This is a genomic window from Streptomyces sp. NPDC051569 (genome assembly GCF_044454085.1).
GTDB lineage: Bacteria > Actinomycetota > Actinomycetes > Streptomycetales > Streptomycetaceae > Streptomyces.
Genome location: NZ_JBITDJ010000018.1, coordinates 39,884 through 64,722, shown reverse-complemented (window position 1 = coordinate 64,722; position 24,839 = coordinate 39,884). Strand labels below are relative to the sequence as shown.

21 protein-coding genes and 2 pseudogenes are annotated in these 24,839 nt (G+C 72.0%); 4 read left to right on the top strand and 19 right to left on the bottom strand.

The genetic code is table 11. The features are described 5' to 3' along the window. Nucleotides 1–846: 846 nt before the first annotated feature. A complete protein-coding gene (locus ACIBAE_RS23095; protein ID WP_399288715.1) occupies nt 847–2,043 on the top strand; it encodes a pyridoxal phosphate-dependent aminotransferase in 1,197 nt (398 codons plus the stop codon). A 179-nt stretch (nt 2,044–2,222) separates the two neighbouring features. Here ACIBAE_RS23095 and ACIBAE_RS23090 read toward each other — a convergent pair. From ACIBAE_RS23090 to ACIBAE_RS23075, 4 genes and pseudogenes are all read right to left on the bottom strand, one after another. Further along, nucleotides 2,223–3,406, bottom strand: a pseudogene (locus ACIBAE_RS23090) (methyltransferase domain-containing protein). Nucleotides 3,407–3,409: 3 nt separating this feature from the next. Next, entirely contained in the window at nt 3,410–3,541 is a 132-nt protein-coding gene (locus ACIBAE_RS23085) for a hypothetical protein (protein ID WP_399288711.1), read from the bottom strand. A 149-nt stretch (nt 3,542–3,690) separates the two neighbouring features. Then, entirely contained in the window at nt 3,691–3,855 is a 165-nt protein-coding gene (locus tag ACIBAE_RS23080) for a hypothetical protein (RefSeq protein ID WP_399288708.1), read from the bottom strand. Between the two features lie 1,317 nt (nt 3,856–5,172). After that, complete coding sequence (locus ACIBAE_RS23075; RefSeq protein WP_399288704.1) at nt 5,173–6,399, bottom strand: multiprotein-bridging factor 1 family protein; 1,227 nt, start codon at nt 6,397–6,399, stop codon at nt 5,173–5,175. Between the two features lie 781 nt (nt 6,400–7,180). Here ACIBAE_RS23075 and ACIBAE_RS23070 point away from each other — a divergent pair. Together ACIBAE_RS23070 and ACIBAE_RS23065 are read left to right on the top strand one after the other, a co-directional pair. Then, nucleotides 7,181–7,395: pseudogene (locus ACIBAE_RS23070) on the top strand (IS5/IS1182 family transposase); the annotation flags it as partial. Nucleotides 7,396–7,434: 39 nt separating this feature from the next. Continuing rightward, nucleotides 7,435–7,839 carry a hypothetical protein gene (locus tag ACIBAE_RS23065; RefSeq protein WP_399288701.1) on the top strand — a complete coding sequence of 135 codons (405 nt, stop codon included), beginning with the start codon at nt 7,435–7,437 and terminating at the stop codon, nt 7,837–7,839. 347 nt (nt 7,840–8,186) lie between these two features. Here ACIBAE_RS23065 and ACIBAE_RS23060 read toward each other — a convergent pair whose 3' ends face one another. The 13 genes from ACIBAE_RS23060 to ACIBAE_RS23000 form a co-directional block, all read right to left on the bottom strand. Further along, nucleotides 8,187–8,378, bottom strand: coding sequence for a hypothetical protein (locus ACIBAE_RS23060; protein WP_399288699.1), 192 nt, complete (start codon nt 8,376–8,378; stop codon nt 8,187–8,189). A 56-nt stretch (nt 8,379–8,434) separates the two neighbouring features. Further along, complete coding sequence (locus ACIBAE_RS23055; protein WP_399288698.1) at nt 8,435–9,814, bottom strand: ABC transporter permease; 1,380 nt, start codon at nt 9,812–9,814, stop codon at nt 8,435–8,437. Beyond that, entirely contained in the window at nt 9,811–10,692 is an 882-nt protein-coding gene (locus tag ACIBAE_RS23050) for an ABC transporter ATP-binding protein (protein WP_399288695.1), read from the bottom strand. The genes ACIBAE_RS23055 and ACIBAE_RS23050 overlap by 4 nt, the downstream gene beginning before the upstream one ends. A 43-nt stretch (nt 10,693–10,735) precedes the next feature. Then, on the bottom strand, nt 10,736–12,157 hold the full coding sequence (locus ACIBAE_RS23045) for a YcaO-like family protein (RefSeq protein WP_399288692.1): 1,422 nt from the start codon (nt 12,155–12,157) through the stop codon (nt 10,736–10,738). A gap of 253 nt (nt 12,158–12,410) precedes the next feature. Beyond that, complete coding sequence (lanKC, locus tag ACIBAE_RS23040; protein WP_399288689.1) at nt 12,411–14,948, bottom strand: class III lanthionine synthetase LanKC; 2,538 nt, start codon at nt 14,946–14,948, stop codon at nt 12,411–12,413. A 60-nt stretch (nt 14,949–15,008) separates the two neighbouring features. Continuing rightward, nucleotides 15,009–16,640 carry a daptide biosynthesis intramembrane metalloprotease gene (mpaP, locus tag ACIBAE_RS23035; RefSeq protein ID WP_399288685.1) on the bottom strand — a complete coding sequence of 544 codons (1,632 nt, stop codon included), beginning with the start codon at nt 16,638–16,640 and terminating at the stop codon, nt 15,009–15,011. A 185-nt stretch (nt 16,641–16,825) separates the two neighbouring features. Then, the gene (locus tag ACIBAE_RS23030; protein WP_399288682.1) at nt 16,826–16,975 is read right to left on the bottom strand and encodes a daptide-type RiPP; all 150 of its coding nucleotides are present in this window, start codon (nt 16,973–16,975) and stop codon (nt 16,826–16,828) included. 64 nt (nt 16,976–17,039) lie between these two features. Continuing rightward, nucleotides 17,040–17,180, bottom strand: coding sequence for a daptide-type RiPP (locus ACIBAE_RS23025; RefSeq protein WP_399288679.1), 141 nt, complete (start codon nt 17,178–17,180; stop codon nt 17,040–17,042). A 44-nt stretch (nt 17,181–17,224) separates the two neighbouring features. Continuing rightward, entirely contained in the window at nt 17,225–18,475 is a 1,251-nt protein-coding gene (mpaC, locus tag ACIBAE_RS23020; RefSeq protein WP_399288676.1) for a daptide-type RiPP biosynthesis dehydogenase, read from the bottom strand. Beyond that, nucleotides 18,472–19,791 carry a daptide-type RiPP biosynthesis aminotransferase gene (gene mpaD, locus ACIBAE_RS23015; protein WP_399288672.1) on the bottom strand — a complete coding sequence of 440 codons (1,320 nt, stop codon included), beginning with the start codon at nt 19,789–19,791 and terminating at the stop codon, nt 18,472–18,474. Before mpaD ends, mpaC begins: the two co-directional genes overlap by 4 nt. Continuing rightward, nucleotides 19,788–20,594 (bottom strand): daptide-type RiPP biosynthesis methyltransferase, encoded by an 807-nt coding sequence (gene mpaM, locus ACIBAE_RS23010; RefSeq protein ID WP_399288669.1) that lies wholly within the window; start codon nt 20,592–20,594, stop codon nt 19,788–19,790. The genes mpaD and mpaM overlap by 4 nt, the downstream gene beginning before the upstream one ends. Next, nucleotides 20,591–21,664, bottom strand: coding sequence for a daptide biosynthesis RiPP recognition protein (gene mpaB / locus ACIBAE_RS23005; protein WP_399288666.1), 1,074 nt, complete (start codon nt 21,662–21,664; stop codon nt 20,591–20,593). Before mpaB ends, mpaM begins: the two co-directional genes overlap by 4 nt. Nucleotides 21,665–21,690: 26 nt before the next feature. After that, the gene (locus ACIBAE_RS23000) at nt 21,691–22,653 is read right to left on the bottom strand and encodes an LLM class flavin-dependent oxidoreductase (protein ID WP_399288663.1); all 963 of its coding nucleotides are present in this window, start codon (nt 22,651–22,653) and stop codon (nt 21,691–21,693) included. A 467-nt stretch (nt 22,654–23,120) separates the two neighbouring features. Here ACIBAE_RS23000 and ACIBAE_RS22995 point away from each other — a divergent pair, with 467 nt between their 5' ends. Next, nucleotides 23,121–24,125, top strand: coding sequence for a LuxR C-terminal-related transcriptional regulator (locus ACIBAE_RS22995; protein WP_399288660.1), 1,005 nt, complete (start codon nt 23,121–23,123; stop codon nt 24,123–24,125). 24 nt (nt 24,126–24,149) lie between these two features. Here ACIBAE_RS22995 and ACIBAE_RS22990 read toward each other — a convergent pair whose 3' ends face one another. Further along, complete coding sequence (locus tag ACIBAE_RS22990) at nt 24,150–24,551, bottom strand: hypothetical protein (RefSeq protein WP_399288657.1); 402 nt, start codon at nt 24,549–24,551, stop codon at nt 24,150–24,152. A 5-nt stretch (nt 24,552–24,556) separates the two neighbouring features. Further along, the gene (locus ACIBAE_RS22985) at nt 24,557–24,775 is read right to left on the bottom strand and encodes a hypothetical protein (RefSeq protein WP_399288654.1); all 219 of its coding nucleotides are present in this window, start codon (nt 24,773–24,775) and stop codon (nt 24,557–24,559) included. Between the last annotated feature and the right edge of the window lie 64 nt (nt 24,776–24,839).

Genomic DNA, 24,839 nt, shown 5'->3' with positions numbered 1-24,839 from the left:
GAGCGAGGGCACCTTGTGGGGGAGATCGCCTGCTCGGTCCGGATGACGTCCCGAGGGCTGGAAGCTCTCAACAGTGAGGGAATCACGAACTACGCGGCGCTCAAAGCGTTTTTACCCAACTTGGAGTGGTTTCCATCCCCCCGGGGGCTCCACGGTTCACGTGTTCAACCGAAAGCGGCCGAGAAGGTCAACCGGACGGTCAACGTGGCGATGCCCGGCGGGAATTCGCTCCCGCCGGGCATCGCGCACCGGGCTCTCACCACCGCGGACCAACTGCCCCGTGTCAGTCGCCCGCGTCAGTTGCCCGCGTCAGTCGCCCGCGTCAGTCGCCCGCGTCAGTTGCTTCCGCACCCGCCACCCCCGCCGCACGACGATCCCCCGCCGCACGACGACCCCCCGCCGCAGGAGGAGTGCCCGCCACCGCAGGAGTGACCACCGGAGGAATGACCGCCCGAGGAGTGACCACCCGAGGAGTGACCACCACTGCCGCTGTCGGACGAACCCCCGCAGGACGCTCCGCCGCCACCACCCTCCCACCAGCTGCTGTTCGAGCGGTTCTTCGCGCTCTTCTTCCGCAGCGACGGCCCCGTCGGACCCCGGCGCCTCTTCCGCGCTTTGTCGCGGCTGTTCACACTCGCCACCACCCCGACGACCGCGACCGCGACCAAGACGATCACCACGCCCAGAGCTGCCATCTCCCCCACCGTCCTTCCGCTCCCCCGAAGCGAGGCCCCCGCGCCGTCGCGTGGCCGGCTTCGCACGTACCGGCTTGTCGTGTGAGGGGGATGTCCCCTCGGCGCCACCGGCCCAAAGCTGACTTGAGGAACTCCAGAGCTTCCCCCCAGGATGGCCGCCATGACCGTACGCGAACCAGGTTCACGCCCGTTCCTCAACCGCCGTCTCGCCGAGTTCGGTACGACGATCTTCGCGGAGATGTCGGCCCTGGCCGTCCGGACCGGGGCGATCAATCTCGGCCAGGGCTTCCCCGACACCGACGGCCCCGACGAGGTCCGCGAGGCGGCGGTCCGCGCCCTGCGCGACGGGCGCGGCAACCAGTACCCGCCGGGCCCCGGCGTCCCCGAACTGCGCACCGCCGTCACCGAACACCAGCTGAAGCGGTACGGCTGCGCGTACGACCCCGACACCGAGGTCCTCGTCACGGCCGGCGCCACCGAGGCGATCGCCGCCGCGCTGCTCGCCCTGGTCGAGCCGGGCGACGAGGTGATCGCGCTGGAGCCGTACTACGACTCGTACGCCGCCTGCATCGGTATGGCGGGCGGCACCCGCGTCCCCGTCACCCTGCGCCCCCGGGACGGCGCCTACCACCTGGACCTGGACGAACTGCGGGACGCCGTCACCCCCCGCACCCGGCTGATCCTGCTCAACACCCCGCACAACCCGACCGGTACGGTCCTCAGCCGCGCCGAACTGGCGGCCATCGCGGAACTCGCCGTCGAGCGCGATCTGCTGGTCGTCACCGACGAGGTGTACGAGCACCTGGTCTTCGAGGGCGAGCACCTGCCGATCGCCACCTTCCCCGGCATGCGCGAGCGGACCCTGACCATCAGCTCGGCCGGGAAGACGTTCTCCTTCACCGGCTGGAAGGTGGGCTGGGTGACAGGAACGCCCGAACTCGTCACGGCGGTGCGCTCCGCCAAGCAGTACCTGACGTACGTGGCGTCGGGGCCGTTCCAGTACGCGGTGGCCGAGGCGCTGCGCCTTCCCGACACGTACTTCGACGGTCTCCGCGCCGACCTGCGGGCCAAGCGCGACCTGCTGTCCGCCGGTCTGACGGCGGCCGGCTTCGAGGTCTACCGCCCGGCCGGCACGTACTTCGTCACCACCGACATCCGCCCCCTCGGCGAGAGCGACGGCTTCGCGTTCTGCCGCGCGCTCCCGGAGCGCTGCGGGGTCGTCGCCGTGCCCAACGCGGTCTTCTACGACCACCGCGAACAGGGAGCGCCTTTCGTGCGCTTCGCGTTCTGCAAGCGCACCGATGTGCTGGACGAAGCGATCGAGAGGTTGTCCGATCTGCGGAAATGAGCCCCGGCCCGTCTTGGCGCCCGACCGGCGCCCGGCTCAGGCGCGGGACACGGCACGGCGTCCGGTAAGGCACTCGCGGGACCTCGGTGACGTCTACACCGTGCCGCAGCGCGGGATTTCGTCCGGGACCGGGGCAGGCCCGCCCTTCTGCTACCGGCAACAGACGGGCGGGGGCGGTCTCACACCGGCCAGTTGGCGTCGACGTCGTCCAGCCACACGCGCTGTTCGTCGGCCACGTCGACCGTGAGCCCGAAGCGCTCATGTCCGGGCCGGTCCATCTCCTCCCACCATCGGTAGGCCGCTTCCGCTTCGTCCCACAGGCGACGGGCCCCGCTCTGCCGGACTTGCGCGGTCGCCCCGTCCTGGAACATCACGCACGCCCATGACCGGTCGGTGAGCCCGTAGAGCCAGACGGGCCGTGCTCCGTCGCGCTTCTCGGCGACGACGTGCACGCAGTGCGGCACCCGTACCGCGACAGCGAACCGCTGAGGACTGAACCGGTCGGCTCCGAGGAAATCCGACTCCGTGACGGACGTGGACGACTTTTCCCGCTCGGAGGCGCCCCCACGCACGTAATCGGCGTGACTGATGACGGGGGCGCGTTGGGCCCGCGCCTTCATGAACTCGACGGGCCCCGTGAATTGCCCCCAGGCGCTCAGCCCGTCGTCCGCGACGACAAGTTGGGCGACGGCGTCACCGTTGCCGTAGTGCGTTCCCCACGGGAGCACGATCACCCCGCCGGGCCGGGTCTGTTCCACCCACGACCACGGGAAGTCACGCCACCCACACGTCGCGATGACGCGGTCGTACGGCGCTCCTTCGGGGTAACCGAGCCGGCCGTCACCGTGCACGACGTTCACACGCAGCCCGAACAGGTTCAGCGCCGTACGCGCCCTGTCGGCGACGGCCTTGTCAACGTCCAGCGTGACGACGTTCCCCGCGCCCAATCGGTGGGCCAACAGTGCGGCGTTCCATCCGGTGCCCGTGCCGATTTCCAGGACGCGGTTTCCGGCTTCCACCTCCAGGTCACGCAGCATCCGGAAGACCACGGACGGCATGCTCGCGGACGATGTCGAAACGGCCCCCGGCTCCGTCCCCTTGTGTGCGCCGTCATCCCATTGCGTGACCACGGGGACGTCAGCGTTCGCGTACCCGTACCCCACGTCGCAGGATCGTCCGGGCGGGACACGGCGACGCTCTCGCTGGTGGCCATGTCGAACGGCCACATCAGGTCGGGCAGGAATGCGGAGCGGGGAACCGCAGCGAACGAGGGGGCCCAATCCGAAGAGAGCGCGCCCCCTGTCACGAGGACGCGCCCCAGCTCTGTGCGGCTGGGGCGCTCCTGGTCTGCGTCGATCGCCACTGGTCAGGAGTCCTTCGGCGGGTTGGGGACGCCGGGACCACCGTCCGGGGTGGGCGGCTGGTGCGGTCCGGGGTACGGCTCTCCCGGCAGACCGTCTCCGCCATCGCCGCCGCTGATCTGCCACAAGTCGCTCATGATCTTCCCTCCGTCAGGGATTTGACTCTGGATTGAGGTGCCGGGGACGGCAGCTGGAGCCGGCTGCCGTCCCCCACTCCCGGGGCGAGACCCCGCCGGGAGTGCCGTCCCGCTGCCAGCGCTGTAGACGGGGACAGCGGGACGGAGTCCTACGTGGTGAGCAGCGCGTCGGCCTGGTTCGGCTCATCGCCGGCACGCTGGAGAGCCGCCCCCGTTTCCCGCTGGTACTTCCGGCGATGAGCCGCCGCGATGTTCGCGCGGATGGTCTCTTTCCGCTCGGCGGAGAACTCAGGAAGGGGCTGGGTCTGGGACATATCTCGCTCCGTTTCGCACCGGGGGCAGGACGGTTATTCCTTCTGATCCCACGAGCATCCGCCGGGGTGCCGGCCGTAGAGGGTGCACACACCACCCTCCGGTTCATCGGTCCGTGCGGTGCACGGTGCCTCGCGCTGGACGACAGCCAGTGCGCCCCGCCACCTCACCCACACCGCGCCCTCAACGGGCCCCGGGCGGACGGGGCAGAGGTACGCGGCGTGATCCGGGGCGTGGACCTGATCGAGTTCGCAGCTCACGAAACCGGGCACGTGCGTGTCATCCGCGCCGTCCGCGAGCCGTACCGCCTCATCGATCAGAAGCGTGGGTACGACCAGGGGCACGTAGCAGCGCCGCGCCGTCACCGCTGCCCCGCTGCCATCCGGGGAAGCCGCCATGCCCGGCGGGCAGGCTCCGCCACACAGATGGGCTGTACGGCCAGCGTGTACCGGCACCCCGTGTCATCGGCCACGGACAGCGAGACCACGGCGCCTCTGCTCAGTACGTACCGGGCGGAGCGCCATGCCTCCCCGTCCACACACCAACGACGCAACTCCCTTGCTGCGTAAGGGGTTTCCTGGCCGCCCCCTGCACCCTGATCCAGGGCATCCGCGATGCGGCAGGCGCGATCCTGGAGCCAGGTGAGCGCGGATACCGGGGAAGGGCTCCGATAGGTACCCAGCGGGGTGGTGACGAGCTGCCCGCCGGCCGGCCCCCGGCTCGTCACCATGGCCCGGTAGGCCCGTCTGCCTGATGCCTGGTGCCTCATGACCTGCCCCCCTCATGCGGGTGGTTCCGCATCTCCGCGTTGCACTGTTCAACGGTGAGTTCGCTCGGCCCCCGGATGGCCTCCGCGCGCTGCATGGCCAGCGATGCGCAGATGGCGCACCCCGGGACGGGCCTGGGCTCCGCATCAGCTGCGGTGGTCATGAACTGCCTTTGAAATCAGGGCAGTTCTGGGAGCCGCACTCACACGGGGGCCACTGGCGAAGCACACTGAAGATCTCCGGCCTGGGGAGCGTGTTCGGCATTGAGAGGGAGCGGCGACCAGCGAGATTCCCCCATAGCCGTGAGCGGTATCCGGAGTCCGCGCGACCACCCGCTTGCCCTCGGTACGGGTGCTCGGCTGACTTCCGGTTCACGGCCAACGGCACACTCTCCGCTCGGGCCGAACCCCGCCGGCTCTCTTCTTCGGCCGACAGCCCCCTGCCTTGATCTGTCGTCATGAAGGGAAGTTAGAAGCCTTTTTGAAAGGGGAGGGGGACAGCCCGTCCCCCTCCCCTTCAGGGGGACAGGCTGTCCCCCTCCCCGCGCTTCGGCTATGCGGCTACGCCCACCCTCTCGGCCAGGTTCCGGGCATCACCACGGAGTGACGGAGGCGATTGAAGGGCAAGGTCCGCTGCGAGCCTCCTGCCCACGGGGACATACCGGACGCCCTCCGGGCTGGTGTCGAAGCCCTTCCCTAGCCAGTGGAGTGCTGACGCGTATTCCTTCCTGGCGAACTCGGACCTGGCCGTGTCGATGAACAGTCGTGACCGCCGCTCTACGGAAAGCACCGATTCGGGGACTGTTTCCGCCGCCCGTTGCAGGGCTGCCCCGGGCGTACGGAGATCCACTCCGATGGTGACCCCGGAGACGGATACATTTCCTGGGGAGAACGCCGTCCACGGGTCCAGGTAGCCCACCGGCAGCTTGCCCGCAGTACGGTCCGCCTCACCCCACCAGTACCAGGCGTTGCCGTCTTCTCCCTCCTGCCCGTACGTGATACCGGCATGAAGGCACAAGGCCCCGAAGATGGCTCGCAGACTGTCGCTCCCGTGCTCCAGTCGGGGCCGGAGAGATTCGGCCGCGTCGATCACTTGCCCCAACGCCTCATCCGTGTGCCCCGCCGCCCGCAATCCGTTGGCGCTCACCCACGCCGCAAATGCCAGAAGGACCGGATCGTCCGACTCTTCCGCCGCCATACGCGCCCGGTCGACCACGATCCAGTAAAGCTCTGGTTCCGTGGTGTGTGCGGCAAATTGTTGGGCCAGCGCGTACGCCTCAGCCATCACGGCATACATCTGCCGTCGCTCCGGACCCTCCGTGCGCCGTGTCGCCGCATGCACCGCCGCCAGTAGCGCGGGGAGTGCCGCGCCTACCTCCGTGCGCTGGTGGGCAGATGAGTGCCAGGTATCCCATGCTTGGCGCACCCGGCCGGACAGCACCTCGACACTTTCCGGAAGGGCTTGGGGACGACGAAACAGGCCCAGGTGGATCGCGTCGCGGAAGGCTGGGACGGATGGGTGGGAGAGCTTGCCGACGTCGGTCACGGGACCAGTGGAATCGGCGCCGGTGAGCTTGGCCAGATCGTCCAGGCGGAGTGCTTGCGCGAGCTTGGAAAGCATGGCCAGGGATCGGACGGGCCTGTCCCCCCTCTCAACCTTTTTCAACCAGTCCGGGGACCGGCCGACCAGACCGGCCAGAACCGGGCGGGACATCCCGCGCCGCTCCCTGTGATACCGGATTCGCTCCCCAGTGGTGAGGTCAGGTGGTGACTCCGTCATGACTACTCCCGGAAGGATATTGGCCTTACTCGGCAGGTTAGGGGCGAATACGACTCCCTGTCTGGCCCCTTACCCACCCTCACGAAATCCCGCACGTGAAGTGGCCCCTCCCCCTCGGAGCGGCGGGGCTCTTCGCTGTGCTCAGGCAGCCAGTCCGAAGCGGCGGACCGTTCATCACGCGGCGGGCTCGTACTCCTCGGGGCCCCGGCGGGCTCTTAGGTCACGGGTACGTCGTCCAGGAAGACCGATGCCCAGTCGGGGACCGCGTCCACCCAGTCGTCCGCCCCGGGCACCACGAGATCAAGAGCAGCCCCCAACTCCTCCTTGCCGAAAGGCGGGGGCTCTCCGTCGTCGCCAGGGTCGGGCTCCACTTCCGGCCCGGCAGACTTCCGGCGCGTGGTGGACGGAGTACTTGCCGCGTCTTCCGGCGCGTCGTCAACACCGAGCCGCTTGCCGTCGCTGGAAGCATCAGCCCGCCGGGGACCCGGGCCGCCGAAGGGGTCGCGGGGAGCGCCGGCTCACACTCGGGGGCCTTCGAGTGTCCTTCCGGACCGGCGTCTTCGGCAGATTCGCGGCCGGGGTCAACGGACGTCCGGTGCCCAGTGGCAGGCGGGTGGTCGCCCCTGAAGACGAGCGGGTCCGGCAAGAGACCGAACAGGACGCTCGTCAAGGCGAACATAGCGGTGAACAGGGTGGTTGGCCTCCCCCTTCCGCCGGGGGACTCCCCGGCCTCTCCAAGGGCTGCCCTGTGACTGCTGATCGTGGGTGAGAAAGTCTGCCTGTGACTGGCGTGATCACGGCGTCCGAACCATCCTGGACACACCCATCCATCGGGTGAGCCGGCGTCGGATCGGAAAGCCGCTGACCGTGCTCCGATGCCAGGACGCTGCGGTGGTGCCGCGTGGTCGGCCGTGGGGACTCCCCTTGGAGTACCGACTGCTGCTTGTTGCGGGCTACTGGCACACGAACTTGACGCCGCGCCAACTCGCCCCGTTGCTCGAAGATCGACTACGCGACAGCCCTTAGGCTCGCCGCATGGCTGAGCCCTTGGTGAACGGCGACGTTCTGCATCTTGCTTGCGGTATCTGCCCGTCGCGCCGTCTCCCAGTCGGAGAGTTCGACGTATTCGAACGGCCCACAAGGGAATGCCCGTTCAATCCTGCGGACGGCCATCGGTACACAGCTGACGGAACACCGGTTTGTGTCCATCCGGACAGGGTCGGACTGCCGGTCGCACGGTACAAGAGTGAGAACGCACCGCTGACCATTGAATTGCGCTTGCCGCCCGACCCTTCCGAACTGGTGCCGTACTTGCACGACGTGCTTTACGGCGCCGCACCTGTCTTGCTTGACGGGCTCATCGCACAAGCGTCAGTGGAGATCCGGCGAACATTCCCGGACCTTGACCCGCTGAACGTGCTGCGCCGTGCGCTGAGCTGACGTCTGCGCGACAGCGAAGCCGATGGAACGCGCCTCACCGGACCGGAGGAATCCGCCGCCTCATACTTGGCGTCCGGGATTTTCAGCCGGAGCGCCGCTTCGGTGCGGCCGAGCCAGTAACGGTCGTTCGGCTCACCCCACGCGGCCACGTACGCCTTGTGCTCGACCTTGTCGGATGCCGTGGCGAGGCGTACACGAGGATCACCGTGGAAGTCTCCTGGCTGACCAGCCGGCCGTCCGGCCGGACGGGACCCCGGCCGCCGCCGGCCCGGGGTGGCCCCTCCGGACATGCCGGAGCCCGGCCAGGGCGGGCGGCCCTGGCCGGGCTCCGTGGGTGGGGGGGCGGTTCAGCCGGTGCGGCGGGTGCGGCCGAGCTGGATGACGCCCACGACCAGGGCGACGGCGATGGCCGCGCCGACGCCGTAGCGCACACCGTCGCTCGCACCGCTGGACAGGAGGGCCACCTCGCAGCACACGAGCACCGCGAGGGTCACGCCGATGAGCGCGTTGGAGCGGCTCCGGGTCGGGTTGTCAGTCATATTTCTGCCTTCCGTGGATCGGTTCCTGCTTCTTGCACACCCGCGGCTGAGCCGGGTCACTCCGACTGCTTGAGCGCCTGGCGGATGGACAGCTTCCGGCCCGTCTGCATCAACGCGCGGCGGTAGACCCGCTCGCTCATGAGGATCACGAACGCCGCGGCGACGAGGGAGATGAGGAGCGACACCACCGGCTCCCACCAGGCGGCGCCGCCGGCCACGATCCGTCCCGGCATCGTGATGGTCGAGGAGAGCGGCAGGAACGACAGGACCGTCTGGAAGGTCCCCGACGCCGAGATCCCGCCGATGAACACCACGGCCACCACGGCACTGACCGGGGTGGTCGTGGACTGGATGTCCTCGGTACGGGTCGAGATGGCACCGGCCGCGGCGAAGACGCAGGCGAGCACGGCGATGCCGACGCCGTAGAACACGAGGAACCAGCCGAGGCCCGGGGTGATCTGCCGCAGCGTGTCCGACTTCCCCATCGCCAGCAGGCCGATGACCCCGGCGACGCTGAACACCAGCATCTGGCCGAGCGCCATCACGATGCTGCCGACGATCTTGCCGACCAGCAGGTCCCGCAGCCGGATCGCGCTCGCGATGATCTCGACGATGCGGTTCTGCTTCTCCTCGACGATGCTCGTGGCCAGGGACACGCCGAGCAGCACCGCCGCCAGGTAGAAGAGGAACCCGAAGACGTACGTCGTCACCATCACGACCATCTTCGGCGTCTCGTCGGGCGACAGCAGCGCGTAGTCGAGGCTTCCCCCGCGCGACAGGTCGGCGACGGTCGTCCCGGCCTCGGTGGCGTTGCGGTCGAGGGCGGACTGCTGGACGGCGGCGCCGATCCAGATCGCCGCCGTCGAGTTCCGGTCCGTCTTGCCGACCAGCTGCCAGCCGTCGGCGGTGGGCAGCAGGCCCGCGTCGGCGTCGCCCGAGAGGACGGCGGCCTTCACGGCCGCTTCCGAGGCCCGGCGGCTGCCCGCGATGGCCACGTCCTCGCCGGACCGTTCGGCGAGGGTCACGGCCAGCTCGATCACGTCGCCGGCCGGGGCTCCGGCGACGGCGACCGTGACCTTCTCCTCGGACGCGCCGACGTACATCTGTATGCCGATGGCGCCCAGGATGAGCGCCAGCGTCGCGATGGTCGAGATCAGGAAGCCGCGGTCGCGGATCTTGACCGACATCTCCCGGGCGGCGACGACCCGCCAGGCCTTCTCCCGGGTACGCGCCGTGTCCCCGCCGCGCGAGCCGGGCGCGGCCGCCGGGCGCTTCCCGGCGGCGGAAGGGGCGGAGTCCGGCGCCGTGGTCGCCGTGCTCGTGCCGGCGTCGGTCCCGGTCTCGGTCCCGGTCTCGGTCCCGGCGTCGGTCCCGGCGTCGGTCCCGGCGTCGGTCCCGGTCCCGGTCCCGGTCCCGGTGGTGACTGTCCTGGTCATGCCGTCATCTCCCGGAACACATCGGCGACGCTCGGAACCATCTCGGCGAACTCGCGCACCGAGCCACGGCGCAGAGCCTCCGTCAGCAGCCGGTCGGCGGTGTCCGGGGCGGCCAGCTCCAGCAGGGCCGTACCGTCCCCCTCGTCCACCACGGTGACGCCGGTGACGTCGCGGACCCACCGGGTCTCGCCACCCGTCACGAGCCGGTACCGCGACCGGCCCCGGCGCCGCAGTTCGTCGGAGGTGCCGTCGGCCACGACGCGTCCGGCGGAGAGCACCACGAGGTGGTCGCAGAGCCGCTCGACCAGTTCCAGCTGGTGGGAGGAGAAGAGCACCGGGACGCCCCGGCCGGTGATCTCGCGCAGGACCTCCGCCATGCTGTCCACGGCGAGCGGATCGAGCCCGGAGAACGGCTCGTCCAGGACCAGCAGGGCCGGGTCGCCGATCAGGGCGGCCGCGATCTGGACCCGCTGCTGGTTGCCGAGCGAGAGGGATTCCAGCCGCGCGTCCTGCCGGTCGGCGAGCGAGAAGCGCTCCAGCAGCCCGGTGGCCGAACGCTTCGCGCCCTCGGGCCCGAGGCCCCGGAGTCTGCCGAGGTAGACGAGCTGGCCGAGCACCGACTGCTTCGGGTACAGACCACGCTCCTCCGGCATGTAGCCGAAGGTCCGGCGGACCTCGGGCGTGGGCACCTCGCCGTTCCAGCGCACCTCGCCGCCGTTGATCGCCAGCACGCCCATGATCATGCGCATGGTGGTCGTCTTGCCGGCGCCGTTCCCGCCGACGAAGCCGGTGATCTTCCCGTCCGCCACGCGGAACGACACCTGGTCCACGACGACTCTGTCATCGAAACGCCGTACCACGTTGTCGAGTTCTAGCACTGTTCCTCCCACTCACGTCCGTGCGGTCTGCTGGTCTCTCGCCTCACGGCAACGGATGCGGCCGGGCGGCCGAGCGGCCCGGGTATCTGGCCTCGCACCCGGTGCGGGCGACGGCGGACTCCAGTCGTGGGGCGTTCCAGCTCCACCCGTGGCTCTCGTCCATGCGCAGGTGCTGGTATCCGGCCGGGATCACCTTGACGGCGCACCAGCCCATGGAGCGGAGCACGGGCGGCAGCCTCGGGGTGAGATCGACGGCCACCGGGTCGCCGCCGTCGGCGAGGACCGCGCGCAGGATGTCCTCGTCGGAGACGTCCACGGCCGGGGGCGACCCCGGGGCCGGGACGAAGCCCTCCACCCAGTCGCGTACGGAGGCGTAGCCGTCCGGCGTGAGCATGTGGTGGATACGGTCGGCCTCGGTCACGATCGTCTTCAGCGGTTCGTCGCGCGGGCCGGCCGCCCGGGACGATTCGAGGGCGGCCCGTACCTGCCACGCCTCCTGGAAGGCGCCCAGCAGCGCGTCCCACGGCCGGTCCGACGCCTTCAGGCCCACCGTCGCCAGGGCTCCGGGACCCGCCGGGTCGACCAGGGAACCGATGACGCACCACAGGCCGGGAACGGCGGTGGGAACCCGGGCGAGCCTCGGGGTGATCCCCCGGTCGCGGGCCTGCCGCCACAGCCTGGTCAGCGCGGTCCTGGACCGCCGGTCGCCGGGGGACCCGTGAGCAGGACCGGCCTGCGCGGTGCCGACCTGAGCGGAGCCGGCCTGCGCGGGACCGGCCTGCCCGGGACCGGCCTGCCCGGGACCGGCCTGCCCGGGACCGGCCTGCGCGGAGCCGGCCTGCGCGGTGCCGGCGGGACCGAGGTCGACCTGATCCGGGTCGTCGTACGCCGGGAGCCGCAGCCCCCGCTCCCACGCGCCCAGCACCGCGTCCCGTTCGACGATCTCCAGCAGGGCGGAACGCAGCGCCATGCGCGGGCTGCTGCCCGCCGCCGCACCCGAGGGCCCGGGGTCGAACAGCGCGCAGTCGGCACCGAGCGAAGGCCAGTCGACGAGGGGCGCGGGCACCATCACGGTCGTGTCGTCGCGCAGCCTGCGGCCCGGCACCCAGTCGAGTACGGCGCCGACGGCGGCCGGGGCCGCGAGCGCGAGGTGGGGCTCGAAGGCCGCCAGCGCGGGGGCGTCGAGGGCCCCGGCCGCGCCGCGCGTCGTGGCGAGGCCCGGTACGGGGTGCAGGGCGTAGCGCTCGACGGCCTCACCGGCGCCCCGGAGCAACGCGTCGGCGCGGGAATGCCCGCTGGCGCCCACCAGGCGCGCGGACGGCGGCATCTCGCCGGCGTCCAGGCCGTCGACGGGCAGCAGTTCGACGGCCACGCTCCACAGCGGGCCGGCGTCCTGGGGCGGGGCGAGCGAGTAGCCGACGGCGATGCCGCCGGAGCGGCCGAGCGTACGGGGCACGTCGATCATGCGGATTCTTCCCTGGCTTCCCTGGCTTCCCTGATGTCCCCGGCGCCCCTGGCGCCCCCGGCGCCCCTGGCGCCCCCGGCGCCCCCGGCGCCCCTGGCGCCCCCGGCACCCCCGGTACCCCTGCTGCCCCCGGCGCGTCCGGCACCCCTGGCGCCCCTGGCGCCCCCGGCACCCCCGGTACCCCTGCTGCCCCCGGCGCGTCCGGCACCCCCGGCGCCCCCGGTACCCCTGCCGTCCCCGGCGCGCAGCCGCGTCATGCCGGCGCCGCCTGCCGGGCCGCCTCGGTGAAGGGCAGCAGCGACCCCTCCCGCCCGGCCAGCGCCGCCAGCGCGACGAGCACCCCGGCCGAGCCGGTCGCGAGGTCGGTGGAGAGCCGGTGGCCGTGGTCGCCGATGAAGTCGACCCGGCCGGGCTCCGGCGACACCGCTTCCCAGCCCAGCGCGTCCGCGTGGGCGCGGAGGTTCGCGGCGTCCGCCGGGTCCTCGTCGTGGCCGGCCAGCGCGAGCACCGCACCGGCCCGTCCCTTGAACAGGCCGCCGGGCACGGCGAACTGGGACCGCGCCATCGCGAGCAGCGCGTCGTGGGACCGCCGCAGATCGTCCTCCGGCCGCTCCCCGAGGACGGCGCCGGTGACCAGCGCGAGGCCGGCGCTGCCCGCGAGGCCGCCGCCCAGCTGGAGCGCGGTGGTGGCCTCGTCGCGGCCGATGATGTCGAGGTCGGTCCGCAGCTCCCGTACGGCGGCGTCGAGCCAGGCGTTCTCACCCGTGCGCTGGAAGAGCCGCAGCAGGAACAGCGCCGGGCCCGTCCGGCCGTACAGCAGTCCGACGCGCGGCGCCCGGCCCGTACCGGCGTCGCCGGGGTCGCCGGGGTCGCCCAGCCGGGCCGCCACTTCGCGCGCGCGGTCCAGGTACGCCGGGTCGTCACGCCGGGCGGCCAGGTGGAGCGCCGTCAGACCGAGCCCCGACCAGCCGTCGGCGAGGGAGTCGTCCACCCCGGCGGCGGGCGTCGCGAGCGCCCGGTCCAGCAGCGCGGTGGCCGCCTCACCGCGGCCCAGCTCTTCGAGGGTGTACGCGACTCCGGCCAGGCCGGTGTAGAAGCCGGGCCCGCAGGGCTCCAGGGTCCCGGCGTGCTCCACCAGCCACCGCACGTGGTCGGCGGGCGGTGTGTGGCCGGTGCGTGCCAGGGCCCAGAGCACCCCGGCCGCGCCGTAGGCGAACGTCGTACCGCCGCCCGGGGTGAGGAACTGCGTCGCGTCGCCCGGGTAGAGGCGGTCGTCGCGCTCCGGGGTCGCCGCCGCGACGATGCTCGCGGCGATCCGGTCGCGCAGGTCACCGGTCACCGGATCGGCGGGCCAGGGCACGGAGTAGTCGGTGCCGGAGCCGATCCGGTCGGGGCCGAGACCGTCCTCCATCGCCGCGACGACGTGCGGTTCCAGCGCGAACCGCTCGGCGGCCACCGCGATCAGCTCGCGGACCTTGGCGACACCCCACGGGACGACCTGGGGCATGGGCACGAACATCGTCAGCCGCAGTACGGCGAGTCCGTACAGGTCCACCCCGGCCCCGGACACATGGCCCGGCGCGTGGAAACCGAGCGCGCCCATGTGCTGGAGGCCGTTGTCCTCGACCGCCGTCGCGGTCTCCATGTCGATGAACGCGATCAGGCCGTCGGGCTTCACCAGGATGTTGCCGGGGTGCAGGTCCCCGAAGACGACACCGCGCTCGTGCATCGCGCGGATCCCGTCCTCGACCTGGGCCAGGATGCCGAGTGCCCAGGTCGCGTACGCGGCCCGCGCGGCGGGCGTGTTGTCGCCCGACGCGAAGGGGTGGCGGGTGCGCAGCAGGTCGACGAGCGGCTCGCCTTCGACGAACTCGCGTGCCAGGAAGCGGTGTTCGTGGCCGTCCCGGTAGTCGATCAGGGCCGGGACGGTCGGCAGGCCCGCCAGCCGGGTCAGCGCCCAGTGCTCGCGCCGCATCCGTTCCACGGCGTCGGCGCCCCCGGCGTCGAGCCCGGCGAGCGGCCGGGCCTCCTTGAGGAGGACCTCCTCGCCGGCCCGGGAGTCCACGGCGCGGTAGACGCCGCCGCCGTTGGAGAAGTGCAGGGCCTTGTAGACCTTGAACGGGAAGTCCTTGAGCGTCCCGCGCCTGCGCTCCGCGAGCGCGTCGGCGAGGAAGCCGGGCAGCGTCACCCACTCCGGCGGCCGGAACGAGGGCCGTCGCAGGTCGGGGACCAGTTCGCCCCGGGGGTCCACGATGGCGGGCACCGGCGTGCCGTGCTGCCCCCGCGTCATCTTGAGGACGAAGGCGCCGTAGCGCACGAAGAGCGGGCCCTTGCCCCAGCGGAGGTCGCTGAGGATGTACGGCGCGGGCGTACCGCCGACCAGCTCCTCCAGCTCGGTGAGGGTCCGCTCCAGGACCTCCTCGTCACGCGGGTAGAGGGTGATGAACTTCCCGCTGGCGGTGCGGTCCCCGTACTTGCTGCCGCGCCGGCTCAGCGTGTCGCGGTCGTTGATGTACTTGAAGAACAGCCCGTGTTCGGCGCAGTAGGGCGCGACGAGGTCGAGCAGGTGCTCCGCGTTGTCCGGCGACGCCGAGACGTGGATCTTCCAGCCCTGGTCGGGGATGTCGAGCACCGGCGGCGTGCAGACGGTCCACTCCCGGCCCCGGACGACGGTCCAGCCGGGCCCCGGGACGCGTCCCGCGTGGAAGTCCTGTTCCGCACCGGACCGGTCGGGAGCGTCGTAGTAGAGCGTGTCCTCGCGGCAGAAGTCGAGGAAGCGGAAGTCGAGCACGTGACGTCTCCTGTTCTGTGGGTGCGGTCAGGGGTGGCGCGCGCCGCCCGGTGGTCGGGGCTACAGGAAGGGCTTCAGGTAGCCGCGGTACACGACCTCCCAGAGCGGCAGGTCCCCGACGAGCACCCGGGCCGCGCCGGACTCCGCGTCCGGCCGCTCCCCCGGGGTGAGGGTGAGCGCGTAGCCGGTGACCGGGAGGTCCGGCTCGGCGGCCAGGGTGACCGGGAAGAACGAGGACAGCGGGGCGGTGCCCGCGGTGCCCTGCCCGGTCGTGACGGCCGCCGCGCCGACGCGGGTGTGCAGTACGGCGCCGTTGCGCAGGAGTTCGACCCGCTGCCCGGCCTCGATGCCGGCCGCGTCCGAGCCGTCGAGCAGCACCAGTTCGACCGCGCCGTCCCGGGTGACGTACGCCGCCTGGACCGCGTACGGCTGGGGCACGAACGCCAGCGCGCCGAGCCCGGCGGCGAGGGCCGCCGTGACGGTCAGGACCCGCCACCGGGCGGCACCGGCCGCGCGCACCTCGCGGGCGAGCCGCCGGCCGCCCCGCACCAGGAAGTAGAGGGCGTAGAGGAAACCGCACAGGACGAGCAGCAGGCCGAGGATCCCGCCCCGCTGCAGCACGCCGATCCACACCGTCAGGGCCGTGGAGAGCAGGTAGAGGGGGAAGCAGAGGCAGGCGAGGCCGTAGAGGGTCGTCCAGCGGCTCGTCAGCTCGCGCTGGTACGTACCGCCGAACAGCAGCCGGGCGACCGCGCGGCGGGCGTCGCCCGTGGCGCGGTCGCGGAGGTACGGCACGTCGATCCGGGTCATCAGGGCGAGGTAGCCGTCGAGTTTGACGAACGGCAGCAGGTTCAGGGCGCCCGTGACATAGCCGCCGACGGCGAAGAACAGCAGGCCGTCCCGGAAGCCGGACGGTTCGGTCACGAGGACGGCGAGCGCGGCCGCCCCGGCCAGGAACGTCTGGACGGCGGGCCCGGCCAGCGCCACCCGGACGCGCTGGTTGCGGTGGGGCAGCCGCCAGCTGTCGGAGACGTCGCAGAAGAACGCCGGCATCAGGTAGAAGAGCATGACGCCGATCCGGGACGGGCGTCCGCCGTAGTGGATGAGCGTGGCCGCGTGGCCGAGTTCGTGGATCGACGTGCCGACGACGAGGCCGAGGAGTACCCCGACGTACGTGGTGGCGGGCAGCGGTTCGCCCAGGACCCGGGTGACCTCACCCGACCGGACGGCGAGGGCGGCGAAGCCGGCCACCGCGACCAGGACGGCCGCGAGCACGACGAACCGGTTCGCGATCAGGGAGAAGAAGGGCCGCATCCGCTGCATCGTGGGGCCGGGGCGCAGCAGGGTCAGCTGGAGCGTGAACGGCGGGACGATCTTCATCCGGGACGGTCGCCTGGGAGCGGCCGTGTCGCCTCGGTCGATCAGCCCCAGGTCGTCGAGCTGCTGGACGGTCCGGCTGACGAGCGCCTCGGACCACGGGCGCCCCAGGACCTCCGCCAGGTCCGCGTGGTCGCGCTGCCCGTCCATCCGCTCCGCGAGGCGCGCGACACTCGCGCCGACCCGGATGTAGCGGGGGCCTTTCTGGAGTACCCACTGGCCGCCGTCGTCGCCCATGGGAGGATGGATCTCCGTACCGGGCGCACAGCTCGGCCGCCGCGTGTACGCGGCAGGCGTTGCGGTTGGGGTACTCACGTCAGTTCCTCACCACGAGATCTCGTGTGTCCGTCCCGGATACGGGTAGGGGTCCCCTGCCTCGGCCCAGCTGATTCCTAGCCGGAAAGCGGGCCGAGGCAGGACGTACGGAAGGCTCCCGCACGCGTGGTGAACGCAGCTCACCAGGAAGTGGCTCACCAGGAAGGTGAAGCGTCAGCTGCTGCTCAGGTGACGGCCACGGACGTGGCGACACTGGCGCTGATCGCGACACCGATCGAGACACCGGTCCAGAAGCCCGGGGCCTCAAGGGCCTCCAGCTCCTGCATCTCCAGCTCCAGATCGAGTTCCTCGATCGAGGCGATGTGGTTGTTCATATTCGTTCCTCCTCTCCAGGTCTCGACGGGACGGCCGTTACGGGACGGTGCCCGCGCGGGTCGACTAGGTGATGCTCCACGCGACGCTGACGATGGATACGCCGACGCTCACGCCGATGCTGGTCGCCCAGCCCGGAGCCTCCATGGACTCCAGCTCCTGCATTTCGAGCTCCTGCATCTCGAGCTCGACCGTGTTCTCGGTCATGGTTGTTCCTCCTCTCCCTGTCTCGTTACCGGTCATCGCTTCCATCACGTCACGGAGTGGAGCTCCGCGACGCGTTGGTCTGTGGGGCCGGGGGCGGCGGCTGTCGCGCCGTCCTGTCCCGGCCGGAGGGCCTCGGTGAGGAGGGAGCGCAGGTCGCTCGCCGTCAGCCCACCGAGCATCGGAAGTCCGGCGCCCCAGGCCCGCATCGTCCGGGTGACCGCGGTGTCGATCCGCTCGGGGGTGGCCCCCGTCGCGGGTTCGACGCGCCACGCGCGGATCAGCCCGGCCAGGCCCGTGGCCGGATCGGCGTCGAGCCACGGGGCCCGCTGCCGCAGCACCGTCCAGAGCCGGTCGATCCGGCCCGCGTCGCCGAGGCGGTCGTCACCGGCGCCGACCCGGCGCCAGAGCACCGGCCAGACGGCGGCCACGGCCCGCATCTTCGGCAGGCCCAGCGTGGTGGACAGCTCGTTGGCGATCGGCCAGCCCTTGACGGCGTACGGGTCGCGGCCGAGGTTGATGTGGCCGATCTGGCTCTCACCGCTCAGCTCGGCGATCCGCAGCCGCAGCGCGGGCCCGACGGCCCGGCCGGCCGCGCGGTGCTCCGCCACCTCGTACCCGGCGTCCACCAGCCGGCCCGCGAGTTCCTCCACCGCGGCGTCCTGCTCGGGGAGTTCGGTGGAATCGCCGGCGTACGGACTGACCGTACGGAACAGCGCCTCCAGCACCCCTTCGGCGATCAGGCCGGCCGGCAGGGTGGCCGTCGCCTCCGGTGCCCATACCGCGGCCTCCGGCCGCAGACAGGGTCCGGTCACCAGCCGCTTGGAACCGGCGTGCTCGTAACAGGCCACCGTGCCCAGCTCGCTGCCGGTGCCCAGCGTGGTCGGTACCGCGAGCACCCGCGCCGACTCGCCGAGGCGGGGCGGCAGGGCGACCATCCCGCTGCGCTGCGGGGCGGTGAGCCAGCGCAGCGCCTCGGGCCGGGCGGCGACGAGCGCCGCCAGCTTGGCGAGGTCGAGGGTCGTGCCTCCGCCGACGCCGATGAGGAGTCCGTCCGGGGTGAGGCTCCCGGCCAGCCGCTCGACCGACGGGAGGTCGACCCGGCCACCGCCGCGTACGAGCCGGGGGGGCAGGCCCGCGCTCTCCACCTGGGCCAGCAGCGACCGGGTGATGTCCTGGTCCGCGACGGCCGGGTCCGCGAGGAGCGTCACGGCCGCCGGTTGGTCCCGGCGGAGCAGGTCGGCGACGTGCGCCACATCCCGCATCGGGGCCGGCGGCGTACGGAAGGTGGCCTTCATGACGCCCTCCCGGGCCCGGCCGGCGGCTCGGGGAGGGCCGGGACACCGGCCGGTACCGCCGTCGTCCCCGTGAAGGCGGCGAGTCCCGCTTCCACGCGGGCCATCAGCTCGTCCAGTTCGGCGTCCGTGTAGGTGAGCGCGGGCACCAGCTGGATACCGCCGGGGCCCGGGTGCACCAGGGCCCCGGCCCGGCGGATCTCCGCGACCAGCTCCGCGACCCGGGAGCCGGGAAGCCGCTCGCCGGACTCCTCGGTGAGGTGCAGGGTGCGGAAGCAGCCGCGGCCGGAGGAGCCGGTCACCCGGGGGTGCTCCGCCACCAGCCGTGTCACCGCCGCGTCGAGCCGGGCGGCGAGCGCGCGGCCCGCGACGACGGCGTCGAGCCGGTGCGTCTCGGCGATGGTCGCGCTGATCGCCGCGCACGGGATCGCGGTGGCGCCCTGGGTCTCCGCGTGTGTCAGGACGGCGTCCTGGTCCGTGAAGGCCTCGGCGACCCGGTGCGAGAAGACGACGGCCGACGCCGGGCAGGTGCCGTTGGTCAGGCCCTTCGAGGTGATCAGCACGTCCGGCTGACCCGGCCAGGTCTGGGAGGCGAAGAAGGCGCCGGTCCTGCCGAACCCGGTCGCGACCTCGTCGGCGACGAGCAGGTAGCCCGTCTCGTCGCGCAGCCGCAGCAGCTCGGCGATGTACGCGTCGGAGAGCGGGACGGTGCCGGAACCGAGGACCGGCTCCACCACGACCGCCGCGATCTGCGCGCCGCTCCGGGCGACCAGCGCCCGCAGCTCACCGAGGTCGTTGGGCGTCACATGGCGCACCAGTCGCTGGTCGACGCCGTAGACCCGCTGGCCGAGGTCCTCGCCGGTGAGGGCGAACCCGCCGAAGGTCAGGCCGTGGAAGCTGTCGCGCAGCGCCACCACCAGGTTGCGGCGCGGCTGCCCGGCGAGGGCCTGGTAGTGCCGTACGAGCTTCATCGCGGCGTCGTTGGCCGCGCCGCCCGAGGAGGAGAAGAGCACCCGGGAGTAGTGGTCGGGTCCGCAGACCTCCACCAGGGCCTCCGCCGCGCGGCGGGCGTAGCTGTTCTCGTAGCGGAAGGCCCCGAGGTACGACGCGTCCTTCGCCGCCTCGCCGATGGCGGCGGCGATGGCCGCGTTGCCGTAGCCGAGGTTCGCGTTCCACAGGCCGCTGTTCCCGTCGAGGACGACGCTGCCGTCGGCGAACGTGATCCGGTGACCGGACGCGCTCACCGCGCAGAGGCTGTCGTCGCCGTGCGTGCTGGGGGCGGTGAGGTACGGCCAGAGGGCCGTGCGGGCGGTCGTCATCGTGCCGACACCGCCTTCATGAGCGTCACCTGGTGGCGGTCGTCCGGCCCGGAGAGCGGGCGGCGGCCGGTCAGTTCGAGGCCGGCCCCGGCGAGCGCGCGCTCCACGTGGGCGACGTCGGTCGTACCGACCTCACCGGTGCAGACGGGCACGGGTCCCGGCGGCGGATCGGCGGGAATGATCGTGACGGTCCGGGTCGGTGCCCCGGCCGGCCAGTGGTCGTGCAGGTCGTACGCGGTGCCGCTGGCCCCGGTCACCCGGGACACCTGCTCGTCGGCGCCCGCCGCGTCACCGCGTTCCAGGACGGTGAAGAGGAAGTGCCCGCCGGGCTCCAGGTGCGCGGCGACCGCGCGGCACAGGCCCTCCTGCCCCGCCGGGTCGAGCAGCGAGAGGGAGGTGGCGCCGAGCACGATGTGCGCGAAGCGCGTCTCCAGCCGGAAGGCGGCCATGTCGGCCCGGACCACCGTGCAGCGGCTGCGGACCCGCTCCGGTGCGGCGGCGATCCGCCCACCGAGGAGGTCCAGCATGTCCTGGGACAGGTCGAGCGCGGTGACCTCACGGCCGAGGGCGAGCAGCGGGAACGTGAAGCGTCCGGATCCGGCCGCCAGGTCCAGGACGGGTCCCGGGACGGCGCGCACCTCGCGGACGATCTCCCGTACCTCCAGGGCGTCGCCGGAGGCGAGGTCGTGGTAGACCGGGGCGCCGGCGCTGTCGTACACGCCGCACAGCCGGGCCCGGTCGCCGAGCTTCTCGTACGCGGCCCCGGCCAGGCCGGGGGGTGCCGCGAGGGTTCCGGTCGTCATCTCGCACCCGCCGTGATCCGCTCGCCGGCCAGGGACACACCGCGCCCGGCGAAGAAACGCTCCACCTTCGCCACGGCGGCGGCGGGCACGTACCCGGCGGCGGCGGACGCCGATCCGGTGACCAGGAGGCTCTCCACGGCCCGCGCCGAAACGCGGTCGACCGTGAAGACCCGGCCGGCGGTCGGTTCGAAGACGTAGGCGCGCTCGTCGTTCCACAGGACCACGGGCAGGGCCGGGTCCAGCAGGTCGGCGGCGTACGCACCGGCCACCGGCGCCGCCGTCAGTCCGGGCGTGATCCGGTCGCCGAATCCGGAGACCCGGACACCGGCCACGTCGTTGACGGTCATCGTGCGCAGCGCGTCCACGGCCGTCAGATACCGGCCGGTGTACGGCCGGGCCAGCAGCGCGGTGACCCGCTCGGACTCGGGTACCGCCGCGCCGAGACAGACCCCGCACGGCAGGTCGCCGGCCGCGTTGATCCGCTCCCAGGCCCCGGCGAGTTCGGCGAACGGCGTTCCGACGGTCCCGAGCGGCGAACCGCTCGGCGAGGTCGAGACCGTGCCGTCCGCGTCGACATGAAGGCGCAGCCCGGCGCCGTCGATGCCGCGTCCGGCTCCCAGCGCGGGGGCGTCGGCGACGCACACGGAGGGCGCGACGGCGAAGTCGGGGAACACACCTTCGGCGACGGCGCGGTCGGCGTCGGCGAGGAAGAGCGCGAAGTCGTCGCGGTCGGTGATCCGGATGAGCGTCGGCCCGAGCACGGACATGAAGGCGCTGCTCGCGTAGTCCTGCGTCTGGAGGTAGAAGTCGTCACCGATGGAGAAGTCGGCGCCGGGCTCGGCGAGGAAGCCGTCGTATCCCACGACACCTGACGCCGCGTCGTCATCGCCGGGGGCGAGGACGACGGTCCCCGGACCGGTCAGGCCGGACCCGATCACGGCCGCGAGGTGCTCCCGGTCGGCGAGCGCGATCGTCGCGGCCGCGCCGCCGGGGGTGGCCGCCGGACGGTGCGTGCCGGTACCCCACGACATGATGTGCTGCTTGATCCGTCTGCGCTCTGACCTGTCCACTGCCTCGTCCTCCTGTTTCCTGGCCCCTACGCCGAAGCGCCGAGAATCGACTTGAGGTCCTGGATCGCCGCCTGAGCGCCGGACACCTTGTGCACCCCGGTGGTGTTGAGGACGACCTCGTCCACCCCGGCCTGCCGGTACTCCTCCAGTCGCTTCATGACGGTGTCGAGATCCCCGGTCACGAAGGCGCCCGCCTCGGCGACCGCCCGCGCGACGGCCCGGAGGTCGCCGTCGGTCACCTCGATCCCGGCGCGCCGGAGCATGTCGAGGTAGTGCGGGGCCTGGAGGTGCGCCGCGTTGCTCGCGACCACCAGATGTTCCGGGTCCACGCCGTCCCGCGTGGTCCCGACCGGGACCATCGCGACGATGCGCGGAGGAGTCGTACGCCCCGCCCGGGCCATCCCCTCCCGTACGGCCGGCAGCAGCACATCGCGGATGTACGACGGCGGGGTCAGCCAGGTGATCACCACGTCGGCGACCTCGCCCGCCAGCCGCGCCATCCCCGGCCGCAGCACACCGAGGCCCACGTCCACCCGGGGCGCCGCGGCCGGCGCGAGCTGCGCGTGGACCCTGAGGTAGCGCCCGTCGGTACGGACCACCTCGCCGTCCAGCAGTCCGCGTACGGTCCTGACGTACTCCCCGGCCAGCGTCAGCGGGCTGGCGTACGGCTCGCCCACCATGTTGGCCTGCAGTTCGCGGGAACCGGTGCCGAATCCGGCGATGACGGGGTGCCCGGTCGCCAGGGCCAGTGAGCGGGCCTGGAGGGCCGCCTCGTACGGGTGGCGCAGCGGCATCAGGGTCACGCCGAGACCCACGGGGACCCGGAAGCCGGCGCCCGCGGCACCGGCGAATCCCTGGTGGGGCTCCAGGACGAGGGACTGTCCCTGCCAGAGCCGGGCGGCGGCGGTCCAGTTGACCAGCCCCGCGAACGGCAGCACCTGCTCAGGACGGCGCGGCACGAAGGGCACCAGCACTGACAGTTCGAGCATCTCGCCCCCCGGCCTCGGCGCGGCGGCCGGTTCCGCCGTGGCGGCCCGTCCGTCGCTGATCGCGCCGCCCTGGAGCGGCTCCGGCGACCCCCTGTCGCCGATGGCCTGATTCTGTTGCTTGCCAACTTCCTTCTGGCAGTGGGCTTTTCCGGTCGCCCCGGACGGCTGTCCGCGAGCGGACAGCCGGACCCGACCGCACTGGAAGGGCACACACCCTGCCGGCCCGACAAGGCGGCGCGCCGGGGAGCGGAAGCCGTCCGGGGGTCAATTGGTCGGTGAAGTACGGCTGCTGACGGTATGACAGCCAGGTGTTTCACCAGGGCCCCATCCCCCTTGCCGCATCTCTGCGCAAAAGATCGACAATCGCGGGCGATGCGGGGATGATGCAGACCGATGCTCTCCGGATGGCCTGACCAGCAGCGGTGGGGCCGATCCTGTCCGAAAGGTACGCATCAGCGGGAGTGGGAATGTCACTGGACTACTTGGGACTTGACCCGCTGACCCAGGCCGTCTACCAGACACTTCTTCTCCAGCCGGACGCCGATATCAGCGACATCAGCTCCCATGCCGGCGTGACACTCGACGACACGAGAAGAGCGCTCGACCGGCTGGCCGGCCTCGCCCTCGTCCGCTGGGGCGGCGACGAGACCTCCTCGCCCGCGCTCAACGACCCCGACACCGCCCTCTCCGCCCTCCTCGCCCGTCAGCAGGCGGAGATCGCGGAACGGCAGGTGCAGATCGAGGAGTCCCGGGCCGCCATCGCCGATCTGCTGACCGCGCGAACCACGTCCGTCAAGGACCAGGACCGTTCCGACGTGGAGCGCGTGATCGGACTGGAAGCGGTGCGCACCAGGATCGAGAAACTCGCCGAAGCCTGCCGGGAAGAGGTCTGGTCCTTCAACCCCGGCGGACCGCAGTCCGAGCAGAACCTCGTCCGGTCCCGGCCGCTGAACCGCGAGACACTGGCGCGCGGTGTCCGGATGCGGGCGGTCTACCTGGACAGCGTCCGCAACGACGAACCGTCGCTGGTCCACCTCAAGTGGCTCACCGAAGAGGGCGCCGAGGTACGGACGCAGCCCGTCCTTCCGATCCGGATGATCGTCATCGACCGGAGCATCGCCGTCGTTCCCATGGACGACCGCAGCACCGCCAAGGGCGCGCTCGTGGTGACCGGGCGCGGCATGGTGGCAGGGCTGGTGGCGCTCTTCGTGTCGACGTGGAAGTCGGCGCACCCGATCGGCCCCCGGCGCTGCCGTGAACCGGGCCAGCCCAGCACGCAACAGCGCGCCGCGCTGCGCCTGTGGGCCCAGGGGGCGACCGACGCGGTGGTCGCGCGCACCCTGGGGATATCCGAGCGCACCGTACGGCGTATCAGCGAGGCGCTCACCGAGAGGCTGGGAGCGCGGAGCCGCTTCGAGGCCGGCGCGCGGGCCATGGACATCGGCTGGCTCAACGGCGACGACCTGATCTGACCGCCCGGATCCGCTGACGCGGGATCAGCCGCCCCAGCCGAAGCCGATACCGGTGTCGGTGTCGGTGTCGGTGTCGGTGTCGGTGTCGGTATCGGTCTCGGCGTCGGGCGCGGCTCCGGGGCCGGGGCCGGGGCCCGCGCAGCCCGTGGTGCTCTCCGGCGGCGCCACCGCCCGCACCTGGATGACGGGGTCGACATCCGGCATCAGCGAGGCCAGCGCCTTCCGTACCCATGCGGTGTCCCCTCCGTCCGCGCCGGAGGGGACACCGTTCATGAAGATGCCCATGCGCCACCAGCCCTCGCGCTCCCGCAGATACACGTGAGCGACCGCACGGCCGTCCGGCGCATGCTGATCGACGGCGTCACGAATGCGCCCGGGGGTGATCCCCGGCCACGCGGGAGACAGCAGCGCCGCGATCAGATGCATAGGTCCTATTCCCAGCCCCAGTTGTGGGGCAGCACTCCGTGCAGAAGACCCGTCAGAACATCGCTTACCTGCTCCGTGGCCGTCTGCCCCACCGACACCGACACCGGCACCGGCACCGGCACCTGGGTGGCCGTCGCGGCTGACGCGGCGGTTCCCGTGATCATGACCGCCGCCACCGCGCCGAGTATGGCAAAACTGACGCGTACATGCATAATTTTGGGCATTTCTTTGCTCCCCGTTGAGATCTGTGGTTCCGATCCTGCGGCGCCGCACCCCCGGCCACCAGCG